The 20,882-nt window shown below is 65.7% G+C and carries 17 protein-coding genes and 1 pseudogene; 6 read left to right on the top strand and 12 right to left on the bottom strand.

Annotated features, from left to right (window positions below):
* Together KGM94_RS12160 and lepA are read right to left on the bottom strand one after the other, a co-directional pair.
* Positions 1 to 66, bottom strand: a 66-nt coding sequence (locus KGM94_RS12160; RefSeq protein ID WP_300259000.1) for an antitoxin MazE-like protein, incomplete at its 3' end; no start/stop codon positions are given.
* 503 nt (positions 67 to 569) lie between these two features.
* Positions 570 to 2,381, bottom strand: coding sequence for a translation elongation factor 4 (gene lepA / locus KGM94_RS12155; protein WP_300258994.1), 1,812 nt, complete (start codon positions 2,379 to 2,381; stop codon positions 570 to 572).
* A gap of 115 nt (positions 2,382 to 2,496) precedes the next feature.
* Here lepA and KGM94_RS12150 point away from each other — a divergent pair, with 115 nt between their 5' ends.
* Positions 2,497 to 4,122, top strand: a complete 1,626-nt coding sequence (locus tag KGM94_RS12150; RefSeq protein WP_300258991.1) for a glycosyltransferase family 39 protein — start codon at positions 2,497 to 2,499, stop codon at positions 4,120 to 4,122.
* Between the two features lie 7 nt (positions 4,123 to 4,129).
* On the opposite strand, the gene KGM94_RS12145 is transcribed toward KGM94_RS12150, so the two are convergent.
* From KGM94_RS12145 to KGM94_RS12125, 5 genes are all read right to left on the bottom strand, one after another.
* On the bottom strand, positions 4,130 to 4,459 hold the full coding sequence (locus tag KGM94_RS12145) for an HPr family phosphocarrier protein (protein ID WP_300258988.1): 330 nt from the start codon (positions 4,457 to 4,459) through the stop codon (positions 4,130 to 4,132).
* Complete coding sequence (locus KGM94_RS12140) at positions 4,456 to 4,857, bottom strand: PTS sugar transporter subunit IIA (protein WP_211393687.1); 402 nt, start codon at positions 4,855 to 4,857, stop codon at positions 4,456 to 4,458. The genes KGM94_RS12145 and KGM94_RS12140 overlap by 4 nt, the downstream gene beginning before the upstream one ends.
* A gap of 135 nt (positions 4,858 to 4,992) precedes the next feature.
* Positions 4,993 to 5,517 (bottom strand): HPr kinase/phosphatase C-terminal domain-containing protein, encoded by a 525-nt coding sequence (locus KGM94_RS12135; RefSeq protein ID WP_300258984.1) that lies wholly within the window; start codon positions 5,515 to 5,517, stop codon positions 4,993 to 4,995.
* The gene (locus KGM94_RS12130; protein ID WP_300258980.1) at positions 5,514 to 7,316 is read right to left on the bottom strand and encodes a sensor histidine kinase; all 1,803 of its coding nucleotides are present in this window, start codon (positions 7,314 to 7,316) and stop codon (positions 5,514 to 5,516) included. Before KGM94_RS12130 ends, KGM94_RS12135 begins: the two co-directional genes overlap by 4 nt.
* Before the next feature lie 106 nt (positions 7,317 to 7,422).
* On the bottom strand, positions 7,423 to 8,124 hold the full coding sequence (locus KGM94_RS12125; RefSeq protein ID WP_300258977.1) for a response regulator transcription factor: 702 nt from the start codon (positions 8,122 to 8,124) through the stop codon (positions 7,423 to 7,425).
* A gap of 220 nt (positions 8,125 to 8,344) precedes the next feature.
* Here KGM94_RS12125 and KGM94_RS12120 point away from each other — a divergent pair, with 220 nt between their 5' ends.
* The 3 genes and pseudogenes from KGM94_RS12120 (at position 8,345) to KGM94_RS12110 (ending at position 13,650) form a co-directional block, all read left to right on the top strand.
* On the top strand, positions 8,345 to 9,082 hold the full coding sequence (locus KGM94_RS12120; protein WP_300258974.1) for a DUF2470 domain-containing protein: 738 nt from the start codon (positions 8,345 to 8,347) through the stop codon (positions 9,080 to 9,082).
* Between the two features lie 81 nt (positions 9,083 to 9,163).
* Positions 9,164 to 11,757 (top strand): annotated as a pseudogene (locus tag KGM94_RS12115) (CHAT domain-containing tetratricopeptide repeat protein).
* A 276-nt stretch (positions 11,758 to 12,033) separates the two neighbouring features.
* Positions 12,034 to 13,650, top strand: coding sequence for a phosphoenolpyruvate carboxykinase (locus KGM94_RS12110; RefSeq protein WP_300258971.1), 1,617 nt, complete (start codon positions 12,034 to 12,036; stop codon positions 13,648 to 13,650).
* Positions 13,651 to 13,815: 165 nt separating this feature from the next.
* Here the strand turns inward: KGM94_RS12110 and KGM94_RS12105 are convergent, their stop codons facing one another.
* Positions 13,816 to 14,634: a thioesterase family protein gene (locus KGM94_RS12105; RefSeq protein WP_300258968.1), complete on the bottom strand. Its 819-nt coding sequence runs from the start codon at positions 14,632 to 14,634 to the stop codon at positions 13,816 to 13,818.
* 263 nt (positions 14,635 to 14,897) lie between these two features.
* Complete coding sequence (locus KGM94_RS12100) at positions 14,898 to 17,423, bottom strand: glycogen/starch/alpha-glucan phosphorylase (protein ID WP_300258964.1); 2,526 nt, start codon at positions 17,421 to 17,423, stop codon at positions 14,898 to 14,900.
* A 224-nt stretch (positions 17,424 to 17,647) separates the two neighbouring features.
* Here KGM94_RS12100 and KGM94_RS12095 point away from each other — a divergent pair, with 224 nt between their 5' ends.
* Positions 17,648 to 18,079 (top strand): hypothetical protein, encoded by a 432-nt coding sequence (locus KGM94_RS12095; protein WP_300258960.1) that lies wholly within the window; start codon positions 17,648 to 17,650, stop codon positions 18,077 to 18,079.
* Positions 18,080 to 18,116: 37 nt separating this feature from the next.
* Here KGM94_RS12095 and KGM94_RS12090 read toward each other — a convergent pair whose 3' ends face one another.
* Complete coding sequence (locus tag KGM94_RS12090) at positions 18,117 to 18,881, bottom strand: DUF2865 domain-containing protein (RefSeq protein WP_300258957.1); 765 nt, start codon at positions 18,879 to 18,881, stop codon at positions 18,117 to 18,119.
* A gap of 148 nt (positions 18,882 to 19,029) precedes the next feature.
* Positions 19,030 to 19,593 (bottom strand): orotate phosphoribosyltransferase, encoded by a 564-nt coding sequence (gene pyrE, locus KGM94_RS12085; protein ID WP_300258955.1) that lies wholly within the window; start codon positions 19,591 to 19,593, stop codon positions 19,030 to 19,032.
* A gap of 203 nt (positions 19,594 to 19,796) precedes the next feature.
* On the opposite strand from pyrE, the gene KGM94_RS12080 reads away from it, so the two are divergent.
* Complete coding sequence (locus KGM94_RS12080; protein WP_300258952.1) at positions 19,797 to 20,423, top strand: glutathione S-transferase family protein; 627 nt, start codon at positions 19,797 to 19,799, stop codon at positions 20,421 to 20,423.
* A 74-nt stretch (positions 20,424 to 20,497) separates the two neighbouring features.
* On the opposite strand, the gene KGM94_RS12075 is transcribed toward KGM94_RS12080, so the two are convergent.
* Positions 20,498 to 20,882: DNA polymerase (locus KGM94_RS12075; protein WP_300258949.1), on the bottom strand; the 385-nt coding region annotated here is incomplete at its 5' end.

The following is a 20,882-nucleotide window of genomic DNA, read 5'->3' as shown; positions in this document are numbered from 1 at the left end:
ATCGGGAACCCAATGTTGGACAGGCCGCAGCCCCAACGCCCGCAACCGCGCGCGGCGCGCAGCCATTCGCTGGCTCGAGCTAAGCGGGGAGCTCTTTCCGGTCTTCTTCGGAGTGGTCGCCATGGCTGAAACGTAACATGTTACGGGAAAGAATTCAATGATGGCTTTCGCCCGCTCGCCACGAAATGATAGAAGCCAGCGAAGCGTCCCTCATGCCGACGAGAGAGAGGCCCCATTCCGCCCGCTTCATTGGGGCGTGCAATTTCCAATGATGGCATCATGCCACTGATTTGCCCGACATGTCAACCAGATTTCGTAAAATCCGCAGTGCGTCATCGAGGGTTGACAGCCACTGTGCATGGGGTTGAACCGCACGTTTTTGTTGTGCGGGCCTGGAGGCCTCCGGCCGGCCCCGTCATTGCGAGGAGCGATAGCGACGAAGCAATCCAGACTACCGCCGCGGGGATATTCTGGATTGCTTCGCTTCGCTCGCAATGACGGATGGAGTATCCACAGTCCGTCCCGCTTCCCTCAGGTCGGCTGCCGCTCGGGCCGCTGGAGCACTCGCCTCAGCTATCCACCTTCAGCGCGGCGATGAAGGCTTCCTGCGGGATGTCGACCTTGCCGAACTGCCGCATCTTCTTCTTGCCTTCCTTCTGCTTCTCCAGAAGCTTGCGCTTGCGCGTGATGTCGCCGCCGTAGCACTTCGCGGTGACGTCCTTGCGCAGCGCGCGGACCGTCTCGCGCGCGATCACCTTGCCGCCGATCGCCGCCTGGATCGGGATCTGGAACATGTGCGGCGGGATCAGCTCCTTCATCTTCTCGACCATGGCGCGGCCGCGGCCCTCCGCGCGCGTGCGATGCACGAGCATCGAGAGCGCATCCACCGGTTCGCCATTGACCAGGATCTGCATCTTGACGAGATCGGCGGGCTTGTAGTCGGTGAGGTGATAGTCGAACGAGGCGTAGCCCTTGGAGACCGATTTCAGGCGGTCGTAGAAGTCGAACACCACCTCGTTGAGCGGCAGGTCGTACTTCACCATGGCGCGCGAGCCGACATAGGTCAGCTCCTTCTGCGAGCCGCGGCGGTCCTGGCACAGCTTCAGCACGCTGCCGAGATACTCGTCGGGAGTGAGGATGGTGGCTTCGATCCACGGCTCCTGAATCTCGGCGATCTTGACCACGTCGGGCATGTCGACGGGATTGTGGATCTCGATCTCGCTGCCGTCGGTGAGCTTCATCTTGTAGATCACGCTCGGCGCGGTCGCGATCAGGTTGAGATCGAACTCGCGCGACAGCCGCTCCTGGATGATCTCGAGGTGCAACAGGCCGAGGAAGCCGCAGCGGAAGCCGAAGCCCAGCGCCGCCGAGGTCTCCATCTCGAAGGAGAAGCTGGCGTCGTTCAGCCGCAGCTTGCCCATCGCCGCGCGCAGGGTCTCGAAATCGTCGGCGTCGACCGGGAACAGGCCGCAGAACACCACCGGGATCGCCGGCTTGAAGCCGGGCAGCATCTCGGCGACCGGCTTCTTGTCGTCGGTGATGGTGTCGCCGACGCGGGTATCGGCGACCTCCTTGATCGCGGCGGTGATGAAGCCGATCTCGCCTGGGCCGAGCTCGTCGACCAGCTGCATCTTCGGCGTGAAGAAGCCGACGCGCTCGACGTCGTAGGCCGCGCCCGTGCCCATCATGCGGATGCGGCTGCCCTTCTTCATCACGCCGTCGACGACACGGATCAGCACGACCACGCCGAGATAGACGTCGTACCAGCTGTCGACCAGCAGCGCCTTCAGCGTCGCATCGCGATCGCCCTTCGGCGGCGGCAGGCGGTGAACGATCGCTTCGAGCACATCGGCCACGCCCTGTCCGGTCTTGGCCGAGATCATCACGGCATCCGAAGCGTCGATGCCGATCACGTCCTCGATCTGCTGCTTGACCTTTTCCGGCTCGGCCGCCGGCAGGTCCACCTTGTTCAGGACGGGGACGATCTCGTGATCGTTGTCGAGCGCCTGGTAGACGTTGGCGAGCGTCTGCGCCTCGACGCCCTGGCTGGCGTCGACCACCAGAAGGGAGCCTTCGCAGGCCGCCAGCGACCGCGACACTTCGTAGGCGAAGTCGACGTGGCCGGGCGTGTCCATCAGGTTGAAGATGTAATCCTTGCCATCCTTGGCGCGGTAGTTCAGCCGGACGGTCTGCGCCTTGATGGTGATGCCGCGCTCGCGCTCGATATCCATGGAGTCGAGCACCTGCTCCTTGCCGGCCATCTCGCGCTCGGTGAGGCCGCCGGTCATCTGGATCAGGCGGTCGGCGAGCGTCGATTTGCCATGGTCGATGTGGGCGACGATGGAGAAGTTGCGGATGTTGGAAATGGGGGCGGTCGTCATGGGGCGCGAGATACCACTCACATCCCCGTGCGGCAACCATATTACTTTATTTTCAGGGGCTTTCTTCACGGCAAGCTGATTCCACCGCGGCCGAAAACGCGCTACGCAACTCTCGATGTCGACGACCTCGATCCTGCCTGCAAATTCGCGCGCGAAGACCCGGTTGAGCTATCGCCGGCTCGTGGCGTGGCAGGTCGCGCGCGCCACCGGACCCCGGACCGGGGCGTGGCTGGTGATCCAGTTCGCCGTGCTGCATGCGGTGCTCTGGACCTTCATCCTGATCAATCTGAAGGCGGCGCAGGACGTCCACATGGACGTCGCGGAGGCCTATGCCTGGGGCCAGCAATTCCTGCTCGGTTACGGCAAGCATCCGCCGCTGTCGGGATGGATCGCAGGGCTGTGGTTCAAGCTCTTTCCGGCGGCGGACTGGTCGACCTACGCGCTCGCGATGACGACCGTCAGCATCGGCATGGTGATATCGTGGTTCGTGAGCCTGCGCGTCGTCGATCGCAAGCGCGCGTTCCTCGTCGTGGTGATGCTTGCGCTCTACCCGATCTTCAATTTCAAGGGGTTCAAGTACAACGCGGACCTCGTCCAGCTCATCACCCTGCCGCTGGTGGTGCTGGCCTATCTCGACGCCTTCGAGAAGCGGAGCTTGAAGTCCGGCGTCTGGCTGGGGCTCGCCGGCGCGCTGGCGCTGATGACCAAATACTGGGTGCTGACCATGATCGGCGCCATCGGGCTCGCGGCGCTGCTGCATCCGGATCGCGTGAGGTTCCTGGCCTCGCCGGCACCGTGGGTGGCGATCGCAACGCTGCTCGTCGCAATGGTCCCGCATCTCGTCTGGCTCGCGGATGCGCATTTCGCGCCGCTGACCTATGCCGGCGACGTCTACAGTCTCTCGGATCGCGCCCAGGTCGCCCGGCTCGTGCTCGGCTATGTCGTGCACAATCTGGCGCTGCTGGCACTGCCGGTGGCGCTCGCCGCGCTGGCGATGGCGCTGGTGCCGCCGTGGCGGCGGCTGCTGGCGCGCGCGCCGCTTCGGCTCGTCACCCGCGCCTGGGCGCGCGGCATCAATCCGGGCGTGAACCGCGCGCAGGCGTTGAACGTCTGGATCATCCAGCTCATCGTCGCGGTCGGGCCGCCGCTCGGGGCGCTCGCCTTCAGCGTCTACATGAAGACCGACTGGGGCATCTCGCTGTTCTTCCTGGTGCCGCTCGCGCTCGCCGCCATTCCGGCGCTGCGCGTGCAGCGGGCGAGCCTGTTCAACATCGCCGCGATCTGGCTCGTGCTGACGCTCTCGACGCTTGCGGCATCACCCTGGATCGCAACGCGCGAGATGGCGGCCAACGCGACCAACACCGCGACCTATGGGGCGCGCTCCGAACTGGCGCGCGAATTGACGCAGGCCTGGCGCACGCGGTTCGGCTCGCGCTGGGCGGTCGTCGCGGGCGGCATGGAAACCATCGAGCCGATGGCGTTCTACAGCCCCGATCATCCGACCCCGTTCACGCCCGGCGAAGCCTGGGGCGCAGGCCTGATTTCGCCTGACGCCGTCAAGCGGCTCGGCTTCATCGCCGTGTTCGACGCCACCGACTGGCGGCTTTCGACCTTCGAGAAATGGGTCGCCGACACCGCGCCCAATGCCGAGCGCGTGGTGATGACCACGCGGCGCTTCACCGGCGGCCGGCCGGGACCGTCGATGACCTGGCACGTCTTCATCGCGGGGCCCGCGAAGTGACCGCAGGTCACGTCCCTTCTTCGTTGAACTTGCTCTCGACGAGCTCGGTGATCGCGGCGATTGCCGCTTCCGCATCGGGGCCCGCGGCGGAAACCGTGATGGTGGTGCCGGGGCCGGCCGCGAGCATCATCAGGCCCATGATCGAGGCGCCGCCGACGGTCTCGCCGCCGCGCGTCACCCACACTTGCGCGTTGAAGCGCTCGACCGCCTGCACGAACTTGGCGGAGGCCCGCGCGTGCAGGCCGCGCTTGTTGACGATGAGCAATTCCTTGGAAAGCGCCCCGCCGGGCACCGCTGACCCGATCTGGTTTTCGAGCGGCGCGTCGTCCTCGCTCATTTGCCGGCGAGCACCCGGCTGGCGATGGTGACGTATTTGCGGCCCGCTTCCTGGGCCATCGCGATCGCGTCCGGCAGCGAGCGCTCCTCGCGGACCTTGGCGAGCTTCACCAGCATCGGAAGATTGATGCCCGCGAGCACTTCGACCTTGGGCCGGCTCATGCAGGATATTGCGAGGTTGGACGGCGTGCCGCCGAACATGTCGGTGAGGATCGCAACGCCGTCGCCGGAATCGACGCGGTTGACCGCTTCGATGATGTCGCCTCGACAGAGATCGGAATCATCTTCGGCGCCGATCGTGATCGCTTCGATTTGCTTTTGTGGCCCCATGACGTGCTCGAGCGCCGCCTTGAACTCATCGGCAAGGCGCCCGTGGGTCACAAGTACTAGACCAATCATCGGAAAACTCCTCGCGGGCGCTTCTTGGGTGCACCGCACGAACGCGCCACTTTGACCATCCGGAGCCCTTTCGCAAGAGGGGATGTTGCGCATCTCCCGGAATCTGGTTGACGGGAGGAGGGGGCTGCGCCCGGTCTATTCGGTCGCGATAGTGGGGTTCATATGGTTACCATTCCCCTTCAAACAATCGCCGGAAGGGTTAACGGAAGATGAACTCTTGGTAGTGGTCAAAGCCGCAACAACCAGGGGGAGGGGCTGATAGCCCGATCCGACCGGGATTCGCGGTATTTCGACACTGGAAATGCGTATGGACAGCGCTTTGGGCGGCGGCAGCCGCTCGGCGTCATCGGCGGCGAGATCGACCACGAGGCCAACGGTCGCATACTTCACGAAGTCGCAGCGGCGGATGCCGAGGCCCCTGATCTCGATCAGGCCGGCCAGGTTGCGGGCCGGCCGCACCACGATTTGGTTGCCGACTGTCGCCAGATGGACACGGTCGTCGCCCACCAGAACGGCCCTATCGACCAGTCCGGCGCGTCCGGCCAGGATCAGGTCGAAGGCGAGGCGCGACTTGCCGGCGCCCGACGGACCGCGGATCAAGACAGCCCGGTCGCCGACGAGAACCGCGGAGGCATGGACGCTGGCGCTGGCCTCGCTCATAGCGCCGGCAACCTCACCACGAAGCGTGCGCCGGCCACCGTCGGCGCGCCGGCGGCATCCGCCGGACCGGCGCGGTTCTCCGCCCAGATCCGTCCGCCATGCGCCTCGATGATCTGCTTGGAGATCGAGAGGCCGAGCCCGGAATTCTGGCCAAAGCCCTGGTGCGGCCGGTCGGTGTAGAAGCGCTCGAAGATACGCTCCAGCGCATCCTCGCGGATGCCGGGGCCGTCGTCGTCGACCACGATCTCGATCTCGGAGCGGACGCGGCGGCAGGTGAGGCGCACCTTGTTGCCGGGCTCGGAAAAGGATTGCGCGTTCGACAGCAGGTTGGAGATCACCTGCCCGAGCCGCGAATCGTGGCCGGGCACGGACAGGCTGTCGGTCGGGGTGCGGCCCTCGAAGCGCACCTCGACCGCGACGTCATGGCCGAGCTTGGTCTCGTTGGCGACCGAGGCGAGCGTGGCCAGGAGGCGCCGCAGGTCGACCGGCATCGTATCCTGGCGCTGCAATTCGGCATCGAGCCGGCTCGCGTCCGAAATGTCGGAGATCAGCCGGTCGAGGCGCTTCACGTCGTGCTCGATCACTTCGAGCAGCCGCGCGCGGCTGATCTCGTTGCGCGCCAGCGGCAGGGTTTCGACCGCGGAGCGCAGCGAGGTCAGCGGATTCTTCAGCTCATGGGCGACGTCGGCGGCGAACGTCTCGATCGCCTCGATGCGGCTGTAGAGCGCGCTGGTCATGTCGCGCAGCGCCCCGGAGAGATGGCCGATCTCGTCGCGGCGGCGGGTGAAATCGGGGATCTCGACGCGGGTCTTGATGCGGCGGCGGACGCGCTCGGCGCTGTCGGCGAGCCGGCGCACCGGACCTGCGATGGTGCTCGCGAGCAGGAGCGACAGCATGATCATGACGGCTGCGGCGACGCCGCCCACCTTCAGGATCGCCAGACGCTCGGCGGTGACCATCTGGTCGATGTCGTCGCCCTGGGTGGACAGCATCAGCGCGCCGTGGATGGCGCGCGAGCGCAGCACCGGCACCGCGACCGAGACGATCACCTCGCCGCGCGAATTGACCCGCACCATGCTGCGCTTCTGGCCCTGCAGCGCATTGGCGACCTCCTCATAGCCGTTGCCGTTCTCGGGCCCGAGCTCGCGATAGAGCGGCAGGTCGCCGCGATTGAGCCAGGTGCGCACCGCGATCGTCGCGCGCTCGAAGATGCCGGGCTGCAGCGCCGGGGGCGGCAGGTCGAGGCGCAGCACGTTTTCCAGGCTGCGGCTGTCGAGCAGCAGCCCGCCGTTCGGATCGTAGATGCGCGCACGGGTCTTGGTCGGCGAGATCAGCGTGCGCAGCACCGGCGCCACGCGCTCCGGATTGATCGGGAAATCCAGTGGCGAATAGTCCTCGGCGCCGCCGTAGCTCTCGCCCGGCTTGAGGTCGAGCAGCCGGTCGGGGTCGATGGTGATGGCGTTGGTCTGCACGGTCGCGGACGCTGCGATCGCCCCGGCGATGATCTCGGCCTGCACCAGGAGGCTCTGGGCGCGGGCATCGATCAGGCCGGCGCGGAACTGGGAGAGGTAGAGGATGCTCGCGACCAGCGCGACGAGGCCCGCGAGATTGAGCGAGACGATGCGGCGAGTCAGGCTCGAGAAGCTCAGCGCGAAGAAGAACTGACCGGCACGGCTGAGCCAGGACAGCGGCCGCCAGCCCTTCGCGCTCGCCTTGCCGCCGGTCGAATCCTCCGGGACGCCCGGGGACACGACGTCCTCGGCGTTCAGGTTCGAATCAGGCTGCGTTCGGTCAAGCAATGCTCATGCCCCGCGTTGGACTGGTCGTGCGATGGGCCCCGCATCCTAGCCGAGACCGGCGGCGGCGTCAGTCCGCATAAAGTCCACGGATGAGGCGCCTGTCGCCTCAGGCTTCCTTGAAGCGGTAGCCGACGCCGTAGAGCGTCTCGATCATCTCGAACTCGGGATCGACCACCTTGAACTTCTTGCGCAGCCGCTTGATGTGGCTGTCGATGGTGCGGTCGTCGACATAGACCTGGTCGTCATAGGCGGCGTCCATCAGCGCGTTGCGGCTCTTCACCACGCCCGGCCGCGTCGCGAGCGCCTGCAGGATCAGGAATTCCGTCACCGTCAACGTCACCGGCTCGTTCTTCCAGGTGCAGGTGTGCCGTTCCGGGTCCATCCGCAACAGGCCGCGGTCGAGCGCCTTGGCGTCGTTCTCCTTCGGCGCGGCGGTCGGATCCTTCGGCGCCGAGCGGCGCAGCACCGCCTTGACGCGCTCGACCAGCAGCCGCTGCGAGAACGGTTTGCGGATGAAATCGTCGGCGCCCATCTTGAGGCCGAACAATTCGTCGATCTCCTCGTCCTTGGAGGTGAGGAAGATCACCGGCAGATCGGATTTCTGCCGCAGCCGCCGCAGCGTCTCCATGCCGTCCATGCGCGGCATCTTGATGTCGAGGATGGCGAGGTCGGGCTGCGTGGTGCGGAAACCGTCCAGCGCCGAGGCGCCGTCGGTGTACGTCATGATGCGGTAGCCTTCGGCTTCCAGCGCGATCGAGACGGATGTGAGAATGTTGCGGTCGTCGTCGACCAGGGCGATTGTGGGCATGAGCCTGCTTTCCGTTTGGTGTCGTGGCTAAAACGGCGAGCAATCCAGTGGAGCGCCGCATACATGGGGTTCGAACTTGGGCAACCGAGCAATGCAAGCTGGGCTGAAGTGTGACCAATTTCCCCGAAACACGGCTTCAAGCGCCGCGGTTCGACCCATAACCGAGCCTCGTTTACTCGAAAAAAGGCCCGCATTGCAACCATATAACCAGGGAAAAGAGATGCAGCCGACGACCGATTTCGACCCCGGAAAGCTCGCCAAATCGCTGTTGCGGCGGTCCCGGCAGGGGGCGCTCGCGACTCTGATGACCGGCAGCGGCGATCCCTATTGCTCCCTGGTCAATCTGGCGAGCCATCCGGACGGCTCGCCGATCCTCCTGATCTCGCGCCTGGCCATCCACACGAGGAACATCCTGGCCGACGGCAGGGTGTCGCTGATGCTCGACGAGCGCGCCCCCGGCGATCCCCTGGAGGGTGCCCGGATCATGCTGTCGGGCCGTGCTGAACAGGCGGCTGCGGACGAACTGGAGCTCCTGCGCCGGCGCTACCTCGCCGCTCATCCCACGGCTGAAGACTTTGTTTCGTTTACGGATTTCTCCTTCTTCAGGATCCGCCCCTCAGGTACCCATCTGGTTGCCGGTTTTGGCCGGATCGTGGACCTCGAGCCGCAGCGGTTCCTAACCGATCTCGTCGGCGCTGAAGACCTGCTGGAGGCCGAGGCGGGCGCGGTGGAGCACATGAATGCCGACCATCGCGACACCATGCAGCTCTACGCTAGGCAGTTGTTTGGCGCTGACGAAGCCGACTGGCGCTGCACCGGCTGCGACCCCGAGGGGGTCGACATGCAGTCGGGCCAGACCGTGTTGCGGCTCGCATTTCCGGAACGGGTGACCAGTGGAACCGAGCTGCGCAAGATGCTGGTAAAATTGGCGGGTGAAGCGCGGGCGAAAGCCAAATAGGCCCACGCGGAGTTGAACGACGATCTTGATCGCTGCGACCCAACTACGGTTATGGCCGGCAGGTCGGCAGCGAGAGGCACGATGGCGAGACGCAATCGACTGGCACTATCGGCGGCCGCGGCGCTCGCACTCGGCGCATGCTTCGCCGCTTCCGGCCTGGCGCAGACGGGCGACCTCGCCGCGCAGAGCGCGCGGATCAACGAACTCAGCCGCGCCGGACGATATGCGGAGGCCCTGCCGCTCGCGCAGGCTCTCGTCGCCTCACTGGAGAGGGGCAACAACGGCCGCGACCTCGCGGCTGCCCTGAACAATCTCGGCCAGCTCTACGCCGACCAGGGCCACGATGACCTGGCCGAACCGCTCTACAAGCGCGCCATCGCGCTGATGGAAAAACCCGCGGCCTCGACACCGCCGAGGTTGCGCCCGAATTGAACAATCTCGCCGCGCTGTACCAGCGGCAGCAACGCTTTGCCGAGGCCGAGCCGCTGTTCAGGCGCGCGCTCGCCGTCCGCGAGAAGGCGCTGCCGCGGGATCATCCCGATGTCGGCCAGTCCCTCAACAATCTCGCTACGCTCTGTGTGAAGCAGGAGCGCTATGCCGACGCCGAGCCGCTGTTTCAGCGGGCGCTGGCGATCTATCAGAAGGTCGGCGGTCCCGAGCACCCGGCGGTCGCCACGCTTCTGAACAATCTCGGCCAGCTCTACCGCGATCTCGACCGCGATGCCGACGCGGAGGCGCCGATCAAACGCTCGCTCGCGATCCGGGAAAGGGTGCTCGGCCCCGATCATCCCGACGTGGCGCGTTCGCTCAACAATCTGGCCGGGCTCTATGAGCACGAGCAGCGTTACGCCGATGCCGAGCCGCTCTACCGCCGTGCATTGTCGATCCGCGAGCGCGCGCTCGGTCCGGATCACCCCGATGTTGCGATCTCGACCGGCAATCTCGCCTATTTCCTGCAGCTGTCCGGGCGGACTGCGGACGCCGTGCCGCTGGCGGAGCGGACGCTTGCCAACGACCGCGCGCAGTTGCGCATCGTGCTGCCGGTGCTGTTCGCGGCGCGGCAGCAGCAATTGATGTCCGAGGACAAGGCGCTGGACGAGGCGCTCGCCGCCATCCAGCGCGGCACGCAGTCATCGGCGGCGTCGGCCGTGAACAAGCTCGCGGTGCGGCTTGCCGCCGGCAGCGACCGGCTCGCCGAGCTGGTGCGCAGGGATCAGGACTTCGCGGCCGAAGCCGATGCGCTGGACAAGGCGATCATCGCCGCGGTGTCAAAACCCTCGGCTCAGCGCGACGGCGCGGGTGAGCAGCGCAGCCGGCAGCGGCTTGCGGCGGTCGCGACCGAGCGCGCCGGCCTGCAGAAGACGCTCGCAGTCGAATTCCCCGACTACGCCTCGCTCTCCAACCCGCTGCCGCTGACGGTGAAGGACATCCAGGCGCTGCTCTCGTCCGACGAGGCGATGGCGCTCTATTCCGTCGTCGACAAGCGCAGCTATGTCGTCGCCATCACGCGCGAGGGCGTGGACTGGAAGGAGATTCCGCTCGGTGCCGATGCGCTGGCGCAGAAAGTCGCCGCCTTCCGCCGGGGTCTCGATGTCGGCAAGGCGTCCGATGCGACGGGAAAGTCGGGACTGTTCGACCTCGCGCTCGCCAACGAGCTCTATGTGACGCTGCTCGGCCCGGTCGAGACGCTGACGCGCGACAAGCGCAGCCTTCTGGTGGTGCCTTCGGGTGCGTTCACTGCCCTGCCGTTCCACCTGCTGGTCACTTCGAGGCCGCAGGCGGCCATCCCCGACCAACTCGAGGGCTATCGCAACGCCGCCTGGCTGCTGCGGCGTCAGGCCGTCTCCGTGCTGCCGTCGGTCGCCAGCCTGAAGTCGCTGCGCGCCTTTGCCCGCAGGGATCAGAACGTCAAGCCGATGACCGGGTTCGGCGATCCCCTGTTCAATCCCGCCCTCGAAGGCCCGGCGGACAGGCGCGCGGCCGGCAGGCTCGCCGCGCGCGGCGTGGCGACCATCGCGTACACCGATTTCTGGCGTGGCGCCGGCGTCGACCGCGCGCAGCTTTCGCAGGCCCTGCCGCAACTACCCGACACTGCGGACGAGTTGAACGCGGTGGCGCACGATGTCGGCGCGGCCGGCGACGACATCCATCTCGGCCGCGACGCCAGCGAGACCACGCTGAAGCGGGCGCCGCTCGCCCAGTATGGCATCGTCTATTTCGCCACCCACGGCCTCGTCGCCGGAGACGTCAAGGGCGTGGGCGAACCGTCGCTCGCGCTGTCGATTCCGGACTCGCCGACCGAGCTCGACGACGGCCTGCTCACCGCGAGCGAGGTCGCGCAGCTCAAGCTCAATGCGGACTGGGTGGTACTCTCTGCCTGCAACACCATCGCCGGCGACAAGCCGGGCGCCGAAGCGCTGTCGGGACTGGCGCGATCCTTCTTCTACGCAGGTGCCCGCGCGCTCCTGGTCTCGCACTGGGCGGTCGATTCGGCGGCCGCGACGCGGCTCACCACATCGACGTTCGACCTGTTGAAGAGCGAACCGGGGATCGGCCGGGCCGAAGCCCTGCGGCGCGCGATGTTGACTTATCTCGACGACGCTTCGTCGCCGCGCAACGCCTATCCCGCGATCTGGGCGCCCTTCGCGCTGATCGGCGAAGGGGCAGTACGGTAGGATAATGGGATTGTGCGTCGCAACAGTTGCGCCTCGACCGATTTGGTTGCGCGATCATCGGTCGTTTCGCCGCCTCTTTCGAACGCCGGGGCGGCGCGACCATTTGCACCCGGCCTGAATAAACCAATTCATGCGGGATCGGCTTGGCAAACTCGGCGTTCATCAAGTAATAGGTCGTCCAGCCGAGGGCCGGACGGTTATATTCACGGTCGCCGCGATGATAATGGCGCTCCTACCGAGATGCGCCGACGGACGCGGGTTCTAGGAGGATCTTTCGTGCAAGAGACGGGCGTGCGCAACGGTGCCTTCGGCGCCGATAAATTCGGCTTAAGGAATCTCAAGCGGGTGCATTGGAACCTCGGCGCACCGCAGCTCTATCAATACTCGCTCGCGGCAGGAGAAACGGTGCTGTCGGCCGACGGCGCGCTCTGCGCGGACACCGGTGAGTTCACCGGCCGCAGCCCGAAGGACAAGTTCACGGTGCGCGACGCCACCACGGACAAGAAGATGTGGTGGGGCGGCAACCAGTCGATCACCGCCGAGCAGTTCGAGGCGCTGTATCAGGACTTCCTCAAGCACGCCGAGGGCAAGACGCTTTACGCGCAGGATCTCTACGGCGGCGCCGACCCGGCCTACCGAATCAAGACCCGCGTCTTCACCGAGCTCGCCTGGCACTCGCTGTTCATCCGTACGCTGCTGATCCGCCCCGAGGCCATCGAGCTGCCGACCTTCGCGCCGGAGCTCACCATCATCGACATGCCGAGCTTCCGCGCCGACCCGAAACGTCACGGCTGCAGGTCGGAGAACGTCGTCGCCATCGATTTCGCCCGCAAGATCGTCCTGATCGGCGGGTCTTACTATGCCGGCGAGATGAAGAAGTCGGTCTTCACGACGCTCAACTATTATCTGCCCGAGCGCGGCGTGATGCCGATGCACTGCTCGGCCAATGTCGGCCCCAAAGGCGATACCGCGATCTTCTTCGGCCTGTCCGGCACCGGCAAGACCACGCTGTCGGCCGACCCGAACCGCACGCTGATCGGGGACGACGAGCATGGCTGGGGTCCGAACGGTGTCTTCAATTTCGAAGGCGGCTGCTACGCCAAGTGCATCAAGCTGTCGAAGGAAGCCGAGCCCGAGATCCACGCCGCCTCGACGCGGTTCGGCGCAGTGCTCGAGAACTGCGTGCTCGACGAGGACACCCGTGTGGTCGATTTCGACGACGGCTCCAAGACCGAGAATACGCGTTCGGCCTATCCGCTCGACTTCATCCCGAACGCCTCGCGCACCGGCCGCGCGCCGCAGCCCAAGAACGTGGTGATGCTCGCCGCCGACGCCTTCGGCGTGCTGCCGCCGATCGCAAAGCTGTCGCCGGCGCAGGCGATGTACCACTTCCTGTCCGGCTACACCGCCAAGGTCGCAGGCACCGAGCGCGGCTTGGGCTCCGAGCCGCAGCCGGAATTCTCCACCTGCTTCGGCTCGCCCTTCCTGCCGCTCGACCCGAGCGTCTACGGCAACATGCTGCGCGACCTGATCGCCCAGCACAATGTCGACTGCTGGCTGGTCAACACGGGATGGACCGGCGGCAAGTACGGTACCGGCTCGCGCATGCCGATCAAGGTGACGCGCGCGCTGCTCACCGCAGCGCTCGATGGAAGCCTGCGCAACGTCGAATTCCGCACCGACAGGTATTTCGGCTTCGCGGTGCCGACCGCGCTGCCGGGCGTGCCGAGCGAGATCCTCAACCCGGTCAACACCTGGAGGGACAAGGACGAGTTCGACAAGACCGCGCGTGCGCTGGTCGGCATGTTCCAGAAGAACTTTGCCAAGTTCGAAGCCCAGGTCGATGCCGACGTCCGCGCCGCCGCGCCCGACGTGAAGATGGCGGCGGAATAGCTTCATTCACTGGAAATGACGAAGGGCGGCCTCTGCGGCCGCCCTTTTTGCTTTTGCGACGTCTCTCCACGCGTCATTGCGAGCGCAGCGAAGATCCAGACCGTCTCCGCGTAGGGATCCTCGATTGCTTCGCTGCGCTCGCAAGGACGAGATCGTGGAAGCGCTTCACGCCTTGAAATAGGCGATCTGCGTCGTGGTCGCGAGCAGGCGGCCGTTCGGCGACCAGAGGTCGCCGGTCTGGTCGCCGTAGCTCTTGTGATAGATCTTTGCGTCGGCGACCGCGAGCACGCGGGTGACGTCCTCTCCCGCGAGCGCTTCGCTGTCGGTGTGGAAATAGGTCGTCAGCGATACCGTGCCGAACGGCACCATCTCGCGCCGGGCATGAAACACCCGGCCGAAGAACGCGTCCGACATCGCCGTCAGCGACAGCATGTCGAGCTGGCGCGGCAGGCGGTCGCCGATCCACAGCTTCGAATAGCTGCTCGCCGGCGTGTCCTGCTTCGTTGTACCGATCCGAAGCTCGCCCTCGACGAAGCGGAAGTCGTACTGGTTGGCCCAACTCGCCGCGATGCTCGGATAGGGCAGCGTCTGCTCGTAGGGCGTGGCGTCCGGGAATTGCGCGACCTGCCGGGACCATGACGGGCGGCGTTCGGCGAACACGGCGGTCGCGAGCGTCGCGGTCTCGCCGCCGCCCTGACTGAGTTCGACGCACCAGTGCTGGGTGGAGCGGTTGGCCTTCACCAGCCGCACGTCGAGATCGAAGGCGCCTTGCGCGATCGGCGCGCAGTAGTTGACGGTCAGCGCCAGCGGATCGCCGGCGCGTTGCGGATGGTCGATCAGCGCCCGCAGGATGGTCGCGGCGGTGGTGCCGCCGAACGGGCCGACGAAGGCCCAGTAGTCGTCGCTGGTGTGCCCCTGCCAGCGGCTGTCGCCGGCGGTGATGCGGGTCGCTTCGTCGAAGAGGTGGGGGGTCTTTGAGTGCATTGGTCTCGATGCTTGCCAAGTCGTCATTGCGAGCCAACGGGTCCGCGCGAAGCGCGGCCCGATGACGGGTTCCGCGAAGTCATCCAGATGGTGACCGTGGAGGCAGTCTGGATTGTTTCGTCGGCTTGCTCCTCGCAATGACGGTGTTAGAGGTGGCGGCAGTATCGCTGACGCCGGGTCTCCGGGATGATACCAATCATATCATCACCGCCCGGGGATCAATCAATAACCCCGCGCGTCATTGATTTCGCGGCGTGGAAATATTATCCCAGCGCGCCGCGTCGCGTCTGCTCGGCGGGCGTGGTCGGGTGGACAGGCACGTTCCAGATATCGTCGGCATATTCACGGATGGTGCGGTCGGAGGAGAACCACGCCATGCGCGCGACATTGAGGATGGAGGCGCGGGTCCAGGCCGGCACTACCCGCCAGCGCGCGTCGATGCCGCGCTGCGCCTCGTAGTAGGAATCGAAGTCGGCGCTGACCATGTAGTGGTCGAGATAGCGCAGCGCATGCGCGATCGATTCGAAGCGGCCGGGATCTCCGGGCGAGAACTCGCCGGCGCCGATCGCATTGATGGCCCGCGCGAGCTGCGGCGATTTGCGGATCGCGTCGGAAGCGTCCAGCCCCTGCTTGCGCCGGATCGTGACGTCGCCGGCCTCCATGCCGAAGATCGCGATGTTCTCGGGCCCGACATGGTCGCGGATCTCGATGTTGGCGCCGTCGAGCGTGCCGATGGTGATGGCGCCGTTCAGCGCGAGCTTCATGTTGCCGGTGCCGGAGGCCTCCATGCCGGCGGTCGAGATCTGCTCGGACAGGTCGGCCGCGGGGATGATGATTTCGGCGAGGCTGACGTTGTAGTCGGGCAGGAAGGCGACCGTCAGCCGGCCGCCGATCGCGGGATCGTTGTTGACGATGTCGGCGACGTCGTTGATCAGCTTGATGATCAGCTTGGCGTAGCGATAGCTCGCCGCCGCCTTGCCGGCGAAGATCTTTACCCGCGGTACCCAGTCCCGGGTGGGCTCGTCCTTGATCGCCTGGTACAGCGCGATGGTTTCGAGGATGTTGAGGAGCTGGCGCTTGTATTCATGGATGCGCTTGATCTGCACGTCGAACAGCGCGCTCGGATCGGCGTTGATGGAGAGCCGCTCGCCGATCAGGCGCGCCAGCGCGATCTTGTTGTGATGCTTGACGTCGCGGAATCTTTGCTGGAATGCGCTGTCGCTGGCGCGCGCCTCCAGCGCCGAGAGCCGGGTCGGATCGTCGAGCACGGCCTCGCCGCAGACCTCGCGCAACAGCCCCGTCAGCTTCGGATTGGCGAGCATCAGCCAGCGGCGGAAGGTGATGCCGTTGGTCTTGTTGGTGATGCGGCCGGGGTAGAGATGGTTGAGATCGTGGAACACGGTCTCGCGCATCAGGTCGGAATGCATCGCCGAGACGCCGTTGATGCGGTGCGAGCCGACGAAGGCGAGCTGGCCCATGCGCACGCGGCGGCCGCTCTTCTCGTCGATCAGCGAGACCGAGGCGCGGAAATCGATGTCGCCGGGGCAGCGCGCTTCGGCCAGCGCCAGGTGCTGCACGTTGATGCGGTAGATGATCTCGAGATGCCGCGGCAGCAGCCGCTCGAACAGCTCGACCGGCCAGCTCTCCAGCGCCTCCGGCAGCAGCGTGTGGTTGGTGTAGGACAGGGCCGCGACGGTGATCTTCCAGGCCTCGTCCCAGCGGAAATAGTGCAGGTCGACGAGAATCCGCATCAGCTCGGCGACGGCGAGAGACGGATGGGTGTCGTTGAGCTGGACGGCGACTTTCGCCGACAGGCTGCGCAATTGGCCGTCGGAGGCAAGATGCCGCTGCACCAGGTCCTGCAGCGAGGCGGAAACGAAGAAATATTCCTGGCGCAGCCGCAGCTCGCGACCGGCCGGACTCTCGTCATTGGGATAGAGGAATTTGCAGATCGCCTCCGCGCGTGCCTGCTCGGCGCTGGCGCTGACGTAGTCGCCGGTGTTGAAGACGTCGAGCCTGAGCGGGTCGGGCGCGCGCGCCGACCACAGGCGGAGCGCGTTGACGTGCTGGCCGCGCCAGCCGACGATCGGCGTGTCGAAGGCGACCGCCTGCACGGTCTCCGCCGGATGCCAGATCGCGCGGTCGCGGCCGCGATCGTCGACATGCTCGACGCCGCCGCCGAAATGGATGTGATAGACCACCTCCGGCCGCTGCAATTCCCAGGGGTTGCCAAAACTAAGCCATTCGTCCGGATATTCCTGCTGCCAGCCCTGGTTGATGATCTGCCGGAACAGGCCGAAATCGTAACGGATGCCGTAGCCGATCGCCGGGATCGCCAGCGTCGCCATGCTCTCCATGAAGCAGGCGGCGAGCCGCCCGAGGCCGCCATTGCCGAGTGCGGCATCGGGCTCGCATTTGCGCAGGTCGCCCAGGCTGACGCCGAGATCGCCGAGCGCGATCTCGAAGACTTTCAACAGGCCCATGTTGTTCAGAGCGTCGGTGAAGAGCCGGCCGATCAAAAATTCGAGTGAGAGATAGTAGACGCGCTTGTCGCCGGCGTCGTAGCTGCGCTTCTCCGCGCTCAGCCAGCGATGCACGATGCGGTCGCGCAGCGCGAGCGCCGCGGCATGGTACCAATCGAGCTTGGTCGCCATCGCCGCATCCTTGCCGATGGTCAGGCGCAGCTTCGCCAAAATGGCGCCCTTGATCTCGGCGACGGCCAGTTCGTCGATCGGCTGGTCGGGCGCAGGCAGATTCGGCGGGAACGATGGATCTTGCAAAATCGTCATATCCTGGTCGTTTGAAGCGTCCGCACAAACCTTACGCGCCCTGCCGCGGGATCGAAACCGTGCGCCGCGCGGCGGTGCATTGCGCTGACACGTGACGAAGACAGCGGAAACTGGTGTATGATCAGAACGAATTAAGAACACTTTAGCAAGTCTTTGATATATCATTGTGATTCGGCGCGTTGCCGACACAATATCTAGGGTCTGACCGACGTATCGAGGACTACATGTCCACCATCGCCTTTGATCAATTTGCCCTCACCCGGATTGCCGACTTCGCCCGCTCGCTGTCGCGGCTGCATCAGGCGGCGCGCCGCCAGAGGATCGATGACGACCAGATCGACCGCGAATTCAATGCGGTCTGCCAGTCGGTCTGGGGCTACACCATCGACGACATCAGCGACGAGTTGTTCTCCGCCGAGGATCATCTGTTCCTCGACACGCTGGACGAAGCGCATGCGCGCATCTTCGCGGCCGAGCAGGGTTTTGATCTCGTCGACGATCACGGCATGCTGATGGACTGGTGGGGATTTTGCTGGATGATCCTCGCCGAGAAGCGGGGACTGTTGACGCCGGAGAACCGCGCCGCCGCGCGCGCGGCGATCGAGGAGAGGTATCTGGCGGCGCCGAACGTGATCGGCGTGATCATCGGAAGGTGAGGCTCTTGCGCCCCGGACGCGAGAGATGCGGAGGCGATCAATCCGCCGCCGCGCGCCTGTCTGATTTCTGCGCCGGTGTCTTCGGCAGGGTCGTTACGGCAGGCAGCGGCTCGCGCACGATGCTTGCGCCCGGCGCGTCGGCGGCTGCGGTTTCGGCGCGCGGCGGCGCCACCTTCATCTCGCCGAGCCGCGCGCGCACCTGCGCGGTGAGGCCGGGATAGGAGGCGACCGGCGTGAACTCCGCGGCCTGGTCCATGCCGAGCCGGACACCGGTATAGGCGACGAGGCCGTCGGTGGTCGCGATGACGTCGCCGGCCTTCAGCGAATTGTCGAGCGCGAGGTCGACCGGGGCGAGGCCGGCCGGGTCGCGGCCGTTGCAGCTGCAGTCCGCGCGCAGGGCCTTGCGGTACGCGAACGCGTTCTCGCTGTCGGCATAGCGTTCGCCGGTGGCGGCATAGGCGCCGTCGATGCTCGTGCCGAAAAAGACCTTTGTGGCGCTCGCGGGACAGAAGGCCTGGCACATCTGCGCGGGCGAGGCGCTGCCCCGCATCAGCGGAAAATACTTGCCGTCGCAGCTGCGCACGCAGAAGGCCGGCCCGGAACCCGCGGCTGCTGCGCGCGTCGGCGGCACATTGTCCGGCGAGACCGGTGCATTCTGCTGGCTCGCGAAGGGATCGGCGTAGGAGCTCGCCTGCGAAGGCTGGCGCTGCATGCCGCCGAAGAAGAAGTCGAACAGGCCTTCGGCCGAGACGGGAGCCGGGGCTGCCAGAAGCGGCCCGGCAAGGATGGCGGCCACCAACATCGCGCGCCGCCGCCGGCGCGTATGGGACGACTTTGTACGCAACGCTTACTCCACCCCACGCAACCAGACCCGCCGGGACGGTAACGTTCCGGCTTCGATTCACCATAATGCGGGATGGTAAACGAGCGGTGACCGGGACGCGAGGGTATCAACCCTGCAAAAATTCCGACGCCTTGTAGAGCGAGCGGAACGGCAGGCCGGCCGCGCCGAAGGTATCGCTGGCGCCTTCCTCGCGGTCGACCATGGTGAGCACCAGCGCCACCGTCGCGCCGGCCTCGCGCACCGATTCCACCGCCTTCAGCGCCGAGCCGCCGGTGGTGGTGACGTCCTCGACGATGACGACGCGCTTGCCTTGCAGACTCTCGCCCTTGGCAAGCCCTTCGATGGCGAGGCGCGCGCCGTGCTCCTTGGGTTTCTTGCGCACGAAGAAGGCGGCGATCGGATGCCCCTTGATCCAGGAGAGCTGGGCGATCGCGCCGGCGAGCGGGACTGCGCCCATCTCGAGGCCGCCGATATAGTCGAGCTGGTCGTCCTTCAGCGTTTCATAGGTCAGCTCGGCGAGCAGCGTGGCGCCTTCGGGGTCGAGCATGGTCGGCTTGAGGTTGAAATAGAAATCGCTCTTGCGGCCCGATGCGAGCGTCACCTCGCCGCGGCCGAACGAACGGCGGCGGATGATTTCGAACAGGCGGGCGCGGGAAGCTGATTTCGACACGGCAGTCCTCGAAGGGCTCTTTTGGAAGAGGCGGAATTTATCCGTCGTCGCCGCGACATTCCAGAGGGGCGAGGGCCGCCTCCCTGCCCGTCAACAGGGCAGCCGCCGCGTCCGAAGGCGGGGCACCATTCCGAACCGCCGGTTGTAAGACCGCAACCTTCTAGGGTAGTTGGATGCCGAAGTCGGGGGAAGGAAACAGGGCAATGACCATCGCACTCCATACCTGGAACACGCCGAACGGCCGCAAGATCTCGGTCGCGCTGGAGGAAATGGGGCTGCCCTACGAGGTGATCCCGGTGAACATCACCAAGGGCGAGCAGATGGCGCCGAAGTTCCTCGCCATCAGCCCCAACAACAAGATTCCCGCCATCGTCGATCCCGACGGGCCGGAGGGTAAGCGGGTCACCGTGTTCGAATCCGGTGCGATCCTGCTTTATCTGGGCGAAAAGACCGGCAAATTCCTGCCGAAATCGCTGACTGAGCGCATCCCGGTCTATGAGTGGCTGATGTGGCAGATGGGCGGCTTCGGGCCGATTCCCGGCCAGGTGCATCATTTCATTGCGCTCGAGAACGAGCAGGATCGCGCCTATGGCCTGAAGCGCTTCATGGCCGAGACGCGCAGGCTCTACGGTGTGCTGGACCGGCGGCTTGCGGGGCGTGAATTCGTCGCAGGCGACCTGTCGGTGGCCGATTTCGCCATTTTGGGTTGGGCCTGGCGCCATCCACGCCACAAGGTGGAGCTGTCGGATTTTCCAAACGTGAAGCGCTGGTACGAGGCCATGATGGCCCGCCCCGCGGTGAAGCGCGGCATGGACGCCAAGCTGGATTGAGCTAGGCGAATAGCGAATGGGGCGTGGCGAATAGAGGCGAGTCTATTCGCCACTCGCTATTCGTCATTCGCCCATCAATGCGCTTCGTCCCAGTTCTTCGCGGCGCGGGCGTCGACATGCAGCGGCACCGACAGCTGAACCGCAGGGAAGGGCGCGTCCTGCATGACGTGCTGCACGACCGGAAGCGTGGCCTCTACCTCCGCGTCGGGCACCTCGAAGATCAGCTCGTCATGCACCTGCAGCAGCATCTGCGCCGACAATTTCTTTGCCGCAAGCGCATCCTCGACGCGGGTCATGGCGCGGCGGATGATGTCGGCGGCGGTACCCTGCAGGCGCGCGTTGATCGCGGCGCGTTCGTTGAAGGCGCGCACCGAGGCGTTGGACGCCCTGATGTCGGGGTAATGGCACTTGCGACCGAACAGCGTGGTGACGTAGCCGTTCTGCCGGCAGAACTCCTTC

The sequence above is a fragment of the Bradyrhizobium sp. genome, from assembly GCF_028868675.1.
Classification (GTDB): domain Bacteria; phylum Pseudomonadota; class Alphaproteobacteria; order Rhizobiales; family Xanthobacteraceae; genus Bradyrhizobium.
This window is presented reverse-complemented; position numbering and strand designations above follow the sequence as displayed.